Source organism: Nakamurella leprariae, from assembly GCF_016918035.1.
GTDB lineage: Bacteria > Actinomycetota > Actinomycetes > Mycobacteriales > Nakamurellaceae > Nakamurella > Nakamurella leprariae.
This window is the reverse complement of sequence record NZ_JAERWK010000019.1, coordinates 78,368-92,165: the sequence shown is the minus strand read 5'-3', so window position 1 is coordinate 92,165 and position 13,798 is coordinate 78,368. Positions and strand designations below refer to the sequence as shown.

Genomic DNA, 13,798 nt, shown 5'->3' with positions numbered 1-13,798 from the left:
CTCGCCGCGGGTCGAGGGAGACGCGACATGCAGCAAGGGAAGCAGGCGGCCGGCGGGCGACTCGTCGCCACCGGTCTGCGCAAGCAGTACGGCGGTGTCTTCGTCCTCAAGGGAGTCGATTTCACCATCACCCGGGGTCGGGTCACCGGCCTCATCGGTGAGAACGGGGCTGGCAAGTCGACGCTCAGCTCGATCATCGCCGGTATCCGTCGACCCGACGGCGGCGCCATGACGATCGATAGCGTCCCCTACCAGCCTTCGGGGCCCTCGGACGCACTCGATCAGGGCGTGGCGATCATCCACCAGGAGATCAAGATGATCCCTGAGCTGTCGGTCGCGGAGAACATGTTCCTGGGCCGGATGCCCACCCGGCGCGGGGCGGTCGCTCGCCGATCGATGCACGACCAGGCGCGAGCGGCCCTGGACCAGCTCGGGGTCCGCGTCGACCCGCGCCGACCGGTGGCCGGCCTGTCGACGGCCGCTCAGCAGGAGATCGAGATCGCCCGGGCCATCATCCGGCGGCCGGCCTTCGTCATCTTCGACGAGCCATCGGCGTCGCTGGGCAACCAGGAGACGGAGCGGGTGCTGGAGCAGATCGAGTTGCTCCGGGCGCAGGGCTCCGGGGTCGTCTACATCAGCCACCGGCTCGAGGAGATCAGCCGGATCGCCGACGACGTCGTGTGTCTGCGCGACGGCCGGTCGGTGGCGGGCTGGGAGGCGGCGGACGTCGATCGCGATGCGATGATCCGCGCCATGGTCGGCCGCGAGCTGGCCGAGCGCAACGTCGGGCCGCCACCCCACCGCGACCGCACCGTGATGCAGGTCCGCTCGCTGGGCTCGACCCGCTTCACCGGCATCGACTTCGACCTGCGGGAAGGCGAGATCCTCGGTGTCTCCGGACTGGTCGGCGCCGGCCGCAGCGAGATCGTCCGTGCCCTGGCCGGGGCCGACCGCTTCGACACCGGACAGGTCCTCATCGGGGATGTCCCGGTGCGGATCCGGTCGGTGCAGGACGCCATCACCGCCGGCATCGTCATGGTGCCGGAGGACCGCAAGACGCAGGGCCTGAACCTGGACCGGCGGGGCGGCGAGAACATGACGCTGCCATGGGAATCGCGGCTCACCCGGTCCGGCCTGATCACCGACAGGGTGGTCCGGGACACGCAGTGCCGGATGGCGCAGGAGCTGGACATCCGCGGCGACCTGGACGCGCCGGTCGGTCTGCTGTCCGGTGGCAACCAGCAGAAGGTGCTCCTGGCCAAGTGGCTGGTCCGGACGCCGAAGGTACTCATCCTCGACGAGCCCACCCGCGGCGTCGATGTCGGTGCCAAGGACGCCATCTACACGATCATCCGGTCCCTGGCCGCGTCCGGGGTCGGGGTCGTCGTGGTGTCCTCCGAGCTGGAAGAGGTGCTGCTGCTGGCACACCGGGTCCTGATCGTCGCCGGTGGGCGGCAGACCGGCCTGCTGGACCGCGCCGAGGCCACGCCCGAGCGCGTCATGGAGTTGTCCGTCCCCGCGGGCCGGGTGCCCGTCGCGCAGCGCTGAGGAGCAACGATGTCGAACATCACCGGGAACGCGCGCCGGACGGATCCCGCCGGACCGGCCGCCCCCACCGAGCATCCGGCGACCACAGTCACCGCACGGAAGCCGGACGAGGGCCCGAGGGCCCGAAGGCTGCTCCGGCGGCTGGGGCGCACGTCCGGCCCGCTGGCCGGACTGATCGTGCTGGTCGTGGTCATGTCCATCCTGTCCCCGGTGTTCCTGACCACGCACAACCTGGTCAACATCCTGGTCCAGGTGTCGTACGTCGGCATCATGGCTGCGGGCGCCACACTCGTGATCATCTTGGGCGGCATCGACCTGTCGGTCTCGTCCACCCTGGGCCTGAGCTTCATGATCGTGGCGGTGCTCTACGCCCAGGCAGGCTGGCCGTTCCCGCTGGCCGTGTTGGCCGGACTGCTGCTGGGCACCCTGATCGGCGTGATGAACGGGGTGATGATCGCCTACGGCGGGATCCAGCCGTTCATCGCGACGCTGGCCACCATGTTCGCGTCCACCGGGCTGGCGCTGTACGTCACCAACGGCACCCCGATCCTCGGCTTCCCCGACTGGTTCCAGGCGCTGTCGCGAACCCGGTTCATCGGGATCTCGTTGCAGGTCTACCTGATGTTGTTCGTCTTCGCCGCGGCCGCCATCTGGCTGCGGTTCCGTCCGGCCGGACGGTCGCTGTACGCCATCGGCGGCAACGAGGAAGTGGCCCGGCTGTCCGGCATCCGCGTCCGGTCGCTGCAACTGCGGGTCTACGCCGTGGCCGGATTCCTCGCGGCCGTCGCCGGCCTGGTCGTCGGGGCCCGCCTGGACGCCGCGCAGCCGACGGCCGGCAACTCCACCGACCTGCTCAACGTCATCGCCGCGGTCGTCATCGGTGGCGCCAGCCTCGCCGGCGGGGTCGGCACCATGTGGGGCACCTTCCTGGGTCTGCTCATCATCGGCGTCGTCAACAACGGCCTCACCCTGCTCAACGTGTCGCCCAACCTGCAGCCCGTCGTCATCGGTGCCGTCATCATCCTCGCGGTCCTTGGCGACGGCCGGCTGTTGCGGACCCTGCGGCACCGGAGGGGCCGGACTGCGCCAGCAGCCTGACTGTCCCACCGGCCCGGATCCCCGGTTCGTCCCCCCTGTCGTTCCCTCAGAAGGCTGGTTGCTGTGATCGACCCCTCCACATTCTTCGACAAGGTCGCGTTGGTCAGTGGTGTCGCGTCCGGTATCGGTGCCGCCACAGCCATCAGGTTCCTCGGGGCGGGCGCGGAGGTCGTCGGCGGTGATGTCGATGCCGCCGGGCTGGCTCGCTTCGCCGAGCACGCCGACGCGGTGGCGCCCGACCGCTTTCATCCGGTGGCCTTGGACGTCACCGAACCCGCATCGGTGGTGGCTGTGGTGGAGCAGGCCGTGGCCATGCGTGGGCGCCTGGACATCCTGTTCAACAACGCCGGCATCGCCCCGGTCGGTTCGGCGTTGCACACCGACGACGCCGCGTGGCGGCACGTCATGGCGGTCGACCTGGACGGCGCCTTCCGGCTGGCCCGGCATGCGCTCCCGGCGCTCATCGCTTCAGCCGGGTGCATCGTCAACACCGCGTCGGTGTCCGGGATCGGTGCCGACTACGACTACGCGGCCTACAACGCCGCCAAGGGCGCACTGATCAACCTCACCCGCAGCCTGGCCGTCGACTTCGGCAAGGCCGGCGTGCGGGTGAACGCCATCGCTCCCGGCCCGGTGCGGACGCCGCTGCTGGAACGGAACTTCGAGCAGCTGCCGGGACTTGAGCAGGCGTTCGCCCGCTTCGTGCCGTTGGGCCGGATCGCCGAGCCCGACGAGGTGGCCTCGGTGGTCCTGTTCCTCGCGTCAACGATGGCGTCGTTCGTCACCGGCGCCGTGGTGCCGATCGACGGTGGCGTCACCGCGTGGAACGGTCAGCCGAACGGAGCGTTCGTCCAGTGAGCGCAACGACCGACCATGGCGCCGACACCCCCGTACCGGTCGACGGCAGCGCTGAACACGCACTGCTGCAGCAGGTCCCCGACGGTCTGTTCATCGCTGGTCAGTGGCGGGGAGCATCCTCGGGTGCGACCTTCGATGTCCACGACCCAGCCACCGGGCACCTGCTGCGCACGGTCGCCTCGGCCACACCGCAGGACGGTGTCGCGGCGCTGGACGCGGCGGTGGGCGCGGCCGCCGACTGGGCGGCGACCGCGCCCCGCGTGCGCAGTGAGATCCTGCGGTCGGCCTTCGACCTGCTGCGGCGACGGCGGGAGGACTTCGCCCTGCTGATCACGCTCGAGATGGGCAAGCCCTTGGCCGAGGCCCGGGCGGAGGTCGACTACGGCGGAGAGTTCCTGCGGTGGTTCGCCGAGGAAGCGGTCCGGATCGCTGGCCGATACGGATCGACCCCCGAAGGACGCGGCCGGATGCTGGTCACGCATCACCCAGTGGGTCCCTGTTACCTCATCACCCCGTGGAACTTCCCGCTGGCCATGGCGACCCGCAAGATCGCGCCTGCGCTGGCCGCGGGATGCACCGTCGTCGTCAAGCCCGCCGAGCTCACCCCATTGACCACACTGCTGCTCGCCACACTCCTCCAGCAAGCCGGCGTCCCCGCGGGCGTTGTCAACATCATCCCCACCGCAGCGGCGGCGGTCGTCAGCGCGCCGATCCTGGCCGACCCGCGGCTGAGAAAACTGTCGTTCACCGGATCCACACCGGTGGGACAGGCACTGCTTCGCCAAGCTGCCGACACGGTGCTGCGGACGTCGATGGAGCTCGGCGGCAACGCGCCGTTCCTCGTCTTCGAGGACGCCGACATCGACCAAGCCGTCACCGGCGCGATGGCCGCCAAGTTTCGGAACTCAGGCGAGGCGTGCACCGCGGCCAACCGATTTCTCGTTCACCGCAGCGTCGCTCGTGACTTCACCGAACGGATCGCCGAACGGGTCGCAGCCCTGCAGGTGGGTCGCGGAACTCTCCCCGGCGTGTCGATCGGACCGCTCATCGACGCCCGGGCCGTCACCAAGGTCGACTCGTTGGTCCGCAACGCCATCGCCCGCCACGCCACCGTCCTCGTCGGCGGGCGACCACGTCCCGGGCCGGGAAGCTTCTACGAACCAACCGTTCTCACCCAGGTTCCGGACGACAGCGACGTCCTGGCACAGGAGATCTTCGGTCCCGTCGTTGCGGTCACCGTCTTCGACGACGAGGACGAGGCCGTCCGACTGGCGAACGCCACCGAGTCCGGGTTGGCCGCCTACGTCTGGACCAAGGACCTGGCCCGGGTGCAACGCATGATCGACCGACTGGAGACCGGCATGCTGGGCGTCAACGTCGGTGTCCTCTCGAACGCCGCCGCCCCCTTCGGGGGCATCAAGCGATCCGGCCTCGGTCGGGAGGGCGGACCCGAAGGCATCGCCGAGTACCTGACCACCAAGTACACGATGACCCCCGAGCCAACATCGAAGGGCTGAGCGTTGCCGGGAGACGCTGGACGCCTCGACGATCGGTCGTGCCGGTCCGAGTGCTGCGACCGGAGGTGTCGACGAGCGTGACGATCATCGGCAATGCTCGACTGCGGCGGGTAGCCGAGAAGTCATCGGTCGTCCCGGCACATCATCGCGCCGACGTCGGCAGTTGCGCCGGCCGACCTGTCCGGACTGGCCGCGAACGGCGGTGTCTCGAACGGTTCGGCCTGCCCAAGACCAGAGGAAGCCGACCGAGCGCGTACACAGCTGCGCGACAGTCTCCCTCGCCGCCGAGGGTGTTCACGTCGGGACGGGCTGGATCCGCAGCCACCGGCTCGCTCGGTCGAAGGCCCCCGGGCATGGACGAACGACGGTTGGATCCGAAGGGGCGACCCATCGCTGCCCGGTGTTCGTGTGCGGCTTGGCGTTCCCGTCGCAGGTGTCCCTGGGTGGTGACTGGCCCACCGTCGTCGACGACACCACCGGCGGCCACTGCCCCAGGTGCGGTCACCTGGCCACCATCTCGAACGGCATCGACGAGTTCAATCCGTTCGGCTACTTCGCCGTTCGCCGCCGTCCGACGAGGCGGGCCTGACGCCACGTCCAGACGCGCACCACCGTCCGGAGGATCAGCCGACCCGACCCAGCAGCAGCGCATCCGGCAGCACCGACGGTGATCGGGGTCGAGTGGGCGGCCCCGACGGTGACGGCGTCGTCCCGCAGCGCCCGGTCCGGGTCGCCGCGCTCGACCCGGACCGGCCACCTCGGTCCTGGCCGGTCCGGCGCAGCCTCGTCGATGTCCGTGATGTGACCGGCGGCGATGGTGGACACCACCGGCCAGCCGTGCACGAGTCGGTCGATCAGAACCTCAGCGCTGGACCGGGCGCTGTCGGTGACCTCCTCCCGGTCCCCGCCGGTACCGCGGCACCCCGTCGACGACCTGGGGCGCGCCCGGCACGTCGTCATCGCACTGCTCCGTCCTGCCGGCGCTCACCGCACCGCTGCGGCGTGGTCACGCTCCCGATCGGTCAGCGCGACCCACGGGCCGGTGGGTCCGGCGCCAGCGTCCCGTCCGGGGCGATGTGGTCGAAGATCTGCTCGATCATGGTGAGCACGTGCGGGTCGTCGACCGTGTAGATCTGGTGCCGACCGCGCCGGTCAGCACTGACCAGACCGGCCAGCCGAAGCTTGGTCAGGTGCTGGCTGGCGGTGGCGATGCTCACCCCGGACCGCTCGGCCAGGGCGCCGACGTCGTACTCACCGTGCGCGGCCAGCCAGGCCAGCCGCAGCCGCACCGGGGAGGACAGCAGGTCGAAGGTGCGGGCGGCCGCCCGCACCTGGGCGTCCGTCGGCTCGCGACGGCCGAGCGACTGGTGATCGGTCATGATGCGGGCAGTGTCGCACATTCAATGACTTGCGAAAGTGTCGAACCGACGGGCAGGATGGATGCCGGTCGCCGGCGACCAGCTCCCGCCGGCCCCCGGCCCGACCCCCGGATTGCGATCACCGCTCATGTCACCTCTGACCCTGCTGCTGCTCGCGCTGGGCGTCTCCGCCGACGCCTTCGCGGTCGCTCTGGCCAAGGGCCTGCAGTCACGCAGCCGGATGCTGCGCGACGCCCTGCTGCTGGCCACCGCGTTCGGGGTCGCCCAGGCCGCCATGCCGCTGCTCGGCTGGCTGCTCGGCAGCACCTTCGCCGAGCTCATCGCCCCGTTCGACCACTGGATCGTCTTCGGCCTGCTCGCCGTCGTCGGCGGCCGGATGATCTGGGAGGCGGTCACCGACGGCGGCGAGAGCGAGGACGACCATGACCGCCGACTGTCGATCGGCAGCGTGCTCGTGCTGGCCGTCGCGACCAGCATCGACGCCCTGGCCGTGGGCATCTCGCTGGCCTTCCTGGACGTCTCGGTCTGGGTCGCCGTTGTCGTCATCGGGATCACGACGTTCCTGCTGTCCTTCGCCGCCGTCTTCCTCGGGGCCAGGATCGGCACCCGGTTCCAGCAGCCCGCCGAGATCGTCGGCGGTGTCGTGCTCATCGTGCTCGGCGTGCAGACCCTGGCCGAGCACCTGCACTGGATCTGACCACGCCGCCGACGGCGGCTCAGCGAGCGGTGCCCAGCAGCATGTCCTCCGGCAGCACCGGCAGCGACCGCACCCGGATGCCGGTGGCGTGGAACACCGCGTTGGTCACCGCCGCGGCGGTGCCCACGATGCCGATCTCGCCGATCCCCTTCGTGCCCATCGGGTTCAGGTCGTCGTCGCGCTCGTCCAGCCAGTGCGCCTGCATGTCCCGGACGTCGGCGCACACCGGCACGTGGTAGCTGGCCAGGTCGTGATTGGCGTAGTCACCGAACGCCGGATCCATCTCGCCGTGCTCCATCAGCGCCATGCCCAGGCCCATGGTCATCCCGCCGAGGAACTGCGATCGGGCGGTGATCGGGTTGACGATGCGGCCGGCCGCGAACACCCCGAGGATCCGCGGCACCCGGATCTCGCCGGTGTCCACGTCGACCCGGGCCTCGACGAACTGGGCGCCGAAGGCGAACCGGGCCAGTTCCGGCCGGGCCTGGATGTCGTCGGCCGTCGACGCGTCGACGGTGATCGGTGCATCGACCCGGCCGCCGCGACCGGCGATCTCGTCGAGCAGCGACCGGCATGCCTTGTGCACCGCCCAGCCCCACGAGCTGGTACCGGATGATCCGCCCGCCACCCCGGCCTCGGGCAGGTCCGAGTGCCCGATGTGCAGATCCACCGCGTCGACGCCCACGCCCAGCACCTCGGCGGCCAGCACGGCCAGCGCAGTCCGGCCGCCGGTGCCGATGTCCGTCGCATTGATCGCGATCCGGAACCGCCCGTCCGGGGTCGCCGTGGCGGACGCGGAGGCGGGCATGACCATGGCCGGGTAGATGGACGACGCCACCCCGAGGCCGACGAGCTCCCGGCCGTCCAGCATCGCCCGCGGCCGCGGCGCGCGCTCGTCCCAGCCGAACAGTTCGGCGCCGCGGCGCAGGCAGTCGACCAGGTGCCGGCTGCTGAACGGGGTGCCCTCCTCCGGATCGACCTCCGGCTCGTTGCGGATCCGCAGCTCGATCGGGTCGAGCGACAGCTCGGCGGCCAGCTCGTCCATGGCCGACTCGAGGGCGTACATGCCGGGGCACTCCCCCGGCGCCCGCATCCACGACGGGATCGGCACGTCCAGCGGCACTGCGTGGTGCCGGGTGCGCCGGTCGGGGGCCGCGTACATGTGCCGGGTGGGCACGGCCGCCTGCTCGACGAACTCCTCGTGCCGGGACGTCTGCACGGTCACCTCGTGGGTGATCGAGCGCAGCCGACCGTCGCGGTCCGCCCCGAGCCGGAACGTGCTGATCGTCGGGGTGCGGTAGCCGACCAGGGCGAACTCGTGCTGGCGGGTGAGCACCAGGCGCACCGGCACACCGTGGGTCATGGTGGCCATGGCGGCCAGCACCACGTTCGGCCGCGCGGTGCCCTTGGACCCGAACCCACCGCCGATGTGCTCGGTGACGACCCGGACGTGTTCGGGCGGCAGCCCCAGGGCCGCGGCCAGCGACCGCTGGACCCCCGAACCGCCCTGGTTCGAGTCGTACACGGTCAGCAGGCCGTCGACGTACGCGGCCGTGGTCGCGTGCATCTCCATCGGGTTGTTGTGCAGACCGGGCGTGGCGTAGGTGGCCTCGAACCGCACCGGGCTGGCCGCGAACGCCCCGTCCGGGTCGCCGATCTCGGAGACCGACGGGAAGCCGGCGTTCACCTCCTCCGGCACGTACGCGTCCGGGTCGTCCTCCCGCAGCTCGACCGCGTGGTCGCGGGCCACGAACGTCACCGGCAACCGGGCCGCCGCCTCGCGGGCCTGCTCCGGGGTGGTCGCCACCACCAGCGCGACCACCTCGCCGCGGAAGTGCACGACGTCGTCCTGCAACTGGTTGAGCATCTGGGTGTCCGGTTCCTGCAGTCGCGGCGCGTTGCCGTGCCACAGCACGCCGAGCACCCCGGCCATGCCGGTGACTGCGGCCTCGTCGACCGCGGTGATCCGGCCGGAGGCGATGTCGGCCAGCACCGGCCAGGCGTGGACCAGCCCGTCCAGCGGGTACTCGGCCGCGTACCGGGCCGCTCCGGAGACCTTGGCGCCGCCCTCGAGCCGGTGCCTCGGCACCCCGGCCACCTGCTGGGGCGCGTCCTGCAGAGTGGTCATCGTCCCGCTCCATCCGTACCGGCACCCACGGAACCCACTGACATCTCGACTCCGGCCAGCCGACACAGCTGACCGACAGCCAGGTTCCTCACCAAGGGCACCTTGAACGCGTTGTCCGGGAACGGCTGCGCCGCCGACAGCTCCAGGTCGAGCGCCGCCTCGAACGCGTGCGCGGAGGCCGGCCCGCCGATGATGGCCTGCTCGGCGACCCGGGCGCGCCACGGCTTGTGCGCGACGGCGCCCAGCACCACCCGGACGTCGGTCACGGTGCCGTCGACCACGGTGATCGCGGTGGCCACCGATCCGATGGCGAAGGCGAAGGAGGCCCGGTCCCGCGCCTTGCGGTACCCGGAGTTGCGAGAGAGCTCGGATGGGGCCGGCAGCTCGATCGCCGTGATGAGATCGCCGTGCCGCAGTACGGTGTCCCGCGTCGGGTCGTCGCCGGGCAGCCGGTGGAACTCGTCCATCGGAATGCGGCCGGGACCGGCCGGACCGGTCACCACGACGTGGGCGTCCAGCGCGGTCAGCGCCACCGCCATGTCCGACGGGTGCGTGGCGATGCAGGCCTCGCTGTGCCCGAGGACGGCCAGGTCCCGGTGCAGGCCCTCGCGGGCCGGGCAGCCCGATCCGGGCTCGCGCTTGTTGCACGGCTTGGTCACGTCCTGGAAGTACAGGCATCGGGTTCGCTGCAGCAGATTGCCGCCACTGGTCGCCAGGTTGCGCAGCTGGCCGGAGGCGCCGGCCAGCAACGCCTCGGACAGCACCGGGTAGCCGCGCCGGACCCTCGGGTCGGCGGCCAGGTCGCTGTTGCGCACCGCCGCCCCGATCCGCAGCGCGCCGTCCTCGTTCTGCTCCACCGTGGCCGGCAACCGCGAGATGTCGACCAGCCGACCGGGAGTGGCGACGCCGAGCCGCATCAGGTCGACCAGGTTGGTGCCGCCGCCGAGGAACATCGCGTCCGGGTCGCCGTCGAGCATGGCCACGGCCTGCTCGACCGACTCGGCGCTGCCGTACGCGAACTCCCTCATCGGGTCACCGCCCCGTCGCCACCAGCCGCACCGGCCGTCAACCGCTGTGCCTCCAGCACGGCGGGCACGATGTTGGCGTAGGCGCCGCACCGACAGATGTTGCCGGCCATCCGCTCCCGCACTTCGGCCCGGTCCAGCTCGACCGCGTCGGGATCGCGGGTGACCGCGCTGGGCCAGCCGTTGGCGACCTCGTCGAGCACCGCGACGGCCGAGCAGATCTGGCCGGGCGTGCAGTACCCGCACTGGTAGGCGTCGTGGTCCAGGAACGCCTGCTGCACCGGGTGCAGCTCGCCGTCCGCGCCGGCCAGCCCCTCCACGGTCGTGATCTCGCGACCCTGCGCGGCGACGGCCAGCACCAGGCAGCTGTTGGCCCGGCGGCCGTCCAGCAGCACCGTGCAGGCGCCGCACTGACCGTGGTCGCAGCCCTTCTTGCTGCCGGTCAGGTCGAGCCGGTCCCGCAACACGTCGAGCAGGGAGGCCCGGTTGTCCAGGTCCAGCTCGTGCTCGGTGCCGTTGATCCGGAGGCGGTAGGCCGACCTGGTGACCGCCGCGGTGGCGGCGTCGGAGCGGCCGGAAGTGTCGGAAGAGGCTCCGCTCGGAGCGGTCGGGGAGCGCCCCGGATCCGCGGCGGTGGCCGGGCTGTGTGTCGGCGTCACTCCACGAACGTATGCCTGCGACCGACCGGCGGCCATGCCCCAGCGGCGATCATCACGGTGGTCGGCCGACGCTTCCCCGGAGACTGTTCGTCAACCACGGGATTGTCGCCTCGTCGCTGGATGTCGAACGGCCGTGGCGCTCCGTCGCCGAGTGCGATTGGATGGCCGAGCCGCACCGTCGCACCACCGGCGAGCACCCGACCGGCCGCGACGACCCGACCCCGGGGGGTCCCCATGGTCAGCACCGCCGAACTCGACGGCTTCCTTCGCACGCTGACCCAGCGCCGGTCCCGACTGGCCGAGCTGGGCGAATCGGACGCGAGCCCGTCGATGCGCGAGCTGTTCGCCGAAGCGTTGGACATGAGCCAGGAGCTGGTGCTCGCCGACGCGGAGCTGCGAGCCCAGCAGGAGCAACTCGAGGTGTCCCGAGGCGAGCTGGCCCGGCTGGCCGCCCGGCACGACCGCATCGTCAACGCGTCCGACCGCGCCTACATCGTCACCACCGACATGGGTGTCCTGCGGGACGTGAACCCCGCCGGGCGGGCACTGCTGTCCCTGCCGGACTTCGTCCGCTCGCCCCGGCCGATCGCCACCCGATTCAGCGAACTGGATCGCGCGGCGGTGCGGTCGCTGATCAACCGCGCCGCCCGAGAACCCGAGCTGACCCACCGCCTGGACAAGGTGGTCCTGATCGACCGACCGGCGCGCCCGGTCGCGGTGGCCGTCACCGGCTTCCACGATCCCACCACCGGCGAGTTGCTGCTCGACTGGGAGATCACCGTCGCGTCCCGGCCGGCGTTCGCGCCGGCCACCCCCGCCCTGCCGACACAGGACCGCTGGCGACACGCGGAGGCTCCTGCGGAGGCGGCCCGGCCGCAACCGGCCGATGCCCGGATGGTCGAGCTGGTGCGGGATCTCAGCGCGCTCGAGGAACCGGCCGATGCCCTCGCCCGGGTGGTCGACGAGGTGCGCACGCTGATCGACGGCTGCGAGCACGTCGGCCTGGTGCTGCCCGAACGAGGCGCCGGGACGAGCCAGCTGGCGCATCAGGAGCCTCCATTGCGCGCGCTGCACGAGCTGGAGGCCCGCCACAAGCAGGGGCCGGTGCAGGACGCCGAACGGACGCGGCACGCGGTGCTGGTCAGCTCACTGGCCCATGACCTGCGGTGGCCGGCCCTGGCCCGGGACGCGACCGATCTGCCGATCAGCAGCCTGGTGGTCATCCCGGTGGCGTTCGCCGGCCGGCAGGCCGGGTCGCTCACGGTCGCCACTCACGCCGCGCAGGGGTTCGACGAGCGCACCGTGGCTCAGCTGAACTGCCTGACCGGACTGGTCATGCCGGTGCTGGGCCTGGTCCGGCAGCGACAGAACCTGCGGACGGCGCTCGCCAGCCGGCAGGAGATCGGCACCGCCGTCGGCATCCTGGTCGAGCGGCACCGGATCACCGCCGATGCCGCCTTCACGCTGATGGTGGCGGCGTCCCAACGGCTGAACGTCAAGCTGCGCACGATCGCCGCCGAGGTGATGCACACCGGCTCGGACCCGGACGACCTCACCATCGCGCCGTCCGGGACGCGCCGGTCCGCGCATCCCTGACGCGTCCCTGATCGGCACCGGCGCGCCGTCAGTGGGCGCGGTGGTCCTGGATGGTCATCCGCGGGCCGAAGCGCGGTTTGCGGAAGCCGCTGACCTCGATCAGCCGGACGATCCGGTGCCGGTGACCGGCCCACGGCTCGAGCAGTTCCAGCATGCCGTCGTCGTCCACCGGGCGGCCGATCAACGCCCAGCCGACGTACGCAGCCAGGTGGTAGTCGCCCACGCTGACGTGGTCCGGGTCGCCGTGGGCACGCTGCACGACCTCCGCCGCCGTCCACGGTCCGACGCCGGGCACGGACTGCAATGCGGCGACGACCCTGGGGCCGCCCCGGCCCCAGCGGACGGTCCGGTCGAGCGAGTCGGCCACCCGGGCGGTGGCCAGCACGGTGCGGCTGCGGGACGGGTCCACGTTGACGCGGTGCCACTCCCAGGATGGGATGCGGCGCCACTGCTCGGGGCTGGGCGGCACGACCATCCGGTCGGGCGCGGGCCCGGGTGGTGGCTCGCCGAACTGGCGGACCAGATGCCGGTATGCGAACCGAGCCTCCTTGCCGGTCACCTTCTGCTCGATCACGGTCGGCACCATGGTCTCGAAGACCAGGCCGGTGCGGGGCAGCCGCAGCCCGGGGTTGCGGCGTCGGGAGTCGTGCAGCAGCCGGTGCCCGGAGCAGTCGAACCCGGTCCAGTCGTCACCGTGCCCGAGCAGCTCGGGCACCTGGCTGATCATCCACTCCGCGCCGTCGCCCCACGCCGTGGCCCGGACGCCGCCGCCTACGGTGGGAACCAGGTGCAGGGTGGCCGAGCCGAGCGGCGTCCGGCTGACCCGCCAGACCCGGTCGCCCTCGAACCGCAGGGTCGGGTCCCCGGTGCCGCGCCGCAGCGGCGCCAGCGTGCTGATCAGGTCGACGGGCTCGGCCGGTGTCCAGGTGGAGGTCAGCGGCGAGCACGTCCGATCCGTCCGCTCCGGCCGATCCGCGACGGCGGGGGCGGGAGGCGAGGCCGGACGGAGCACCGGTCCAGAGTGCCATTCCGCGTGGTGGTGGTCCGCCGCACCCGGCCCGGATCGGCGTCGTGTCGGCCTGACGGCGGGTAGCGCGTGAAGGGTCACGGAGACGGCGCGCCGGAACGGCGACAGGTGTTCGACGAGCCGGGGGGCGCTGCTCGGTGCTGCCCTTCCAGCGAGATCGATTGATTGCCAGGCACTGTCGACGATTCGCAGACAGCGGTGTGGCAGATGCGCAGCCGCACATCGTCTGGTCGCTGGTGATCGAGCTGCTCGTCGGTCTGACGCCC

12 protein-coding genes are annotated in these 13,798 nt (G+C 71.6%); 7 read left to right on the top strand and 5 right to left on the bottom strand.

Annotated elements, in window-relative coordinates; translation table 11 throughout:
• Nucleotides 1-27 precede the first annotated feature (27 nt).
• The 5 genes from JL106_RS14725 to JL106_RS14705 all read left to right on the top strand — a co-directional run bounded on the left by JL106_RS14725 (nt 28) and on the right by JL106_RS14705 (nt 5,610).
• Nucleotides 28-1,548 carry a sugar ABC transporter ATP-binding protein gene (locus tag JL106_RS14725; RefSeq protein ID WP_205261490.1) on the top strand — a complete coding sequence of 507 codons (1,521 nt, stop codon included), beginning with the start codon at nt 28-30 and terminating at the stop codon, nt 1,546-1,548.
• 9 nt (nt 1,549-1,557) lie between these two features.
• Entirely contained in the window at nt 1,558-2,646 is a 1,089-nt protein-coding gene (locus tag JL106_RS14720) for an ABC transporter permease (RefSeq protein WP_205261489.1), read from the top strand.
• 63 nt (nt 2,647-2,709) lie between these two features.
• Complete coding sequence (locus tag JL106_RS14715; RefSeq protein WP_205261488.1) at nt 2,710-3,504, top strand: SDR family NAD(P)-dependent oxidoreductase; 795 nt, start codon at nt 2,710-2,712, stop codon at nt 3,502-3,504.
• Nucleotides 3,501-5,021, top strand: coding sequence for an NAD-dependent succinate-semialdehyde dehydrogenase (locus tag JL106_RS14710; RefSeq protein ID WP_328842463.1), 1,521 nt, complete (start codon nt 3,501-3,503; stop codon nt 5,019-5,021). The genes JL106_RS14715 and JL106_RS14710 overlap by 4 nt, the downstream gene beginning before the upstream one ends.
• Nucleotides 5,022-5,436: 415 nt before the next feature.
• Complete coding sequence (locus JL106_RS14705) at nt 5,437-5,610, top strand: hypothetical protein (protein WP_205261487.1); 174 nt, start codon at nt 5,437-5,439, stop codon at nt 5,608-5,610.
• Between the two features lie 433 nt (nt 5,611-6,043).
• Here JL106_RS14705 and JL106_RS14700 read toward each other — a convergent pair whose 3' ends face one another.
• Nucleotides 6,044-6,400 (bottom strand): ArsR/SmtB family transcription factor, encoded by a 357-nt coding sequence (locus JL106_RS14700; protein ID WP_205261486.1) that lies wholly within the window; start codon nt 6,398-6,400, stop codon nt 6,044-6,046.
• 127 nt (nt 6,401-6,527) lie between these two features.
• Here JL106_RS14700 and JL106_RS14695 point away from each other — a divergent pair, with 127 nt between their 5' ends.
• Complete coding sequence (locus JL106_RS14695) at nt 6,528-7,097, top strand: manganese efflux pump MntP (RefSeq protein ID WP_205261485.1); 570 nt, start codon at nt 6,528-6,530, stop codon at nt 7,095-7,097.
• Nucleotides 7,098-7,116: 19 nt separating this feature from the next.
• Here JL106_RS14695 and JL106_RS14690 read toward each other — a convergent pair whose 3' ends face one another.
• From JL106_RS14690 to JL106_RS14680, 3 genes are read right to left on the bottom strand one after another with little or no spacing between them, the layout of a single operon-like run.
• Nucleotides 7,117-9,225: a xanthine dehydrogenase family protein molybdopterin-binding subunit gene (locus JL106_RS14690; protein ID WP_205261484.1), complete on the bottom strand. Its 2,109-nt coding sequence runs from the start codon at nt 9,223-9,225 to the stop codon at nt 7,117-7,119.
• The gene (locus JL106_RS14685; RefSeq protein ID WP_205261483.1) at nt 9,222-10,253 is read right to left on the bottom strand and encodes an FAD binding domain-containing protein; all 1,032 of its coding nucleotides are present in this window, start codon (nt 10,251-10,253) and stop codon (nt 9,222-9,224) included. Before JL106_RS14685 ends, JL106_RS14690 begins: the two co-directional genes overlap by 4 nt.
• Entirely contained in the window at nt 10,250-10,945 is a 696-nt protein-coding gene (locus JL106_RS14680) for a (2Fe-2S)-binding protein (protein ID WP_205261482.1), read from the bottom strand. Before JL106_RS14680 ends, JL106_RS14685 begins: the two co-directional genes overlap by 4 nt.
• 198 nt (nt 10,946-11,143) lie before the next feature.
• Here JL106_RS14680 and JL106_RS14675 point away from each other — a divergent pair, with 198 nt between their 5' ends.
• The gene (locus JL106_RS14675) at nt 11,144-12,505 is read left to right on the top strand and encodes a GAF and ANTAR domain-containing protein (protein WP_205261481.1); all 1,362 of its coding nucleotides are present in this window, start codon (nt 11,144-11,146) and stop codon (nt 12,503-12,505) included.
• A 28-nt stretch (nt 12,506-12,533) separates the two neighbouring features.
• Here JL106_RS14675 and JL106_RS14670 read toward each other — a convergent pair whose 3' ends face one another.
• Nucleotides 12,534-13,442 (bottom strand): DNA-3-methyladenine glycosylase family protein, encoded by a 909-nt coding sequence (locus JL106_RS14670; RefSeq protein WP_205261538.1) that lies wholly within the window; start codon nt 13,440-13,442, stop codon nt 12,534-12,536.
• Between the last annotated feature and the right edge of the window lie 356 nt (nt 13,443-13,798).

Coding starts and splice junctions, on each gene's coding strand:
- JL106_RS14675 (WP_205261481.1), top strand. CDS start 11,144: ATGGTCAGCACCGCCGAACTCGACGGCTTCCTTCGCACGCTGACCCAG.
- JL106_RS14720 (WP_205261489.1), top strand. CDS start 1,558: ATGTCGAACATCACCGGGAACGCGCGCCGGACGGATCCCGCCGGACCG.
- JL106_RS14725 (WP_205261490.1), top strand. CDS start 28: ATGCAGCAAGGGAAGCAGGCGGCCGGCGGGCGACTCGTCGCCACCGGT.
- JL106_RS14695 (WP_205261485.1), top strand. CDS start 6,528: ATGTCACCTCTGACCCTGCTGCTGCTCGCGCTGGGCGTCTCCGCCGAC.
- JL106_RS14685 (WP_205261483.1), bottom strand. CDS start 10,253: ATGAGGGAGTTCGCGTACGGCAGCGCCGAGTCGGTCGAGCAGGCCGTG.
- JL106_RS14690 (WP_205261484.1), bottom strand. CDS start 9,225: ATGACCACTCTGCAGGACGCGCCCCAGCAGGTGGCCGGGGTGCCGAGG.
- JL106_RS14680 (WP_205261482.1), bottom strand. CDS start 10,945: ATGGCCGCCGGTCGGTCGCAGGCATACGTTCGTGGAGTGACGCCGACA.
- JL106_RS14700 (WP_205261486.1), bottom strand. CDS start 6,400: ATGACCGATCACCAGTCGCTCGGCCGTCGCGAGCCGACGGACGCCCAG.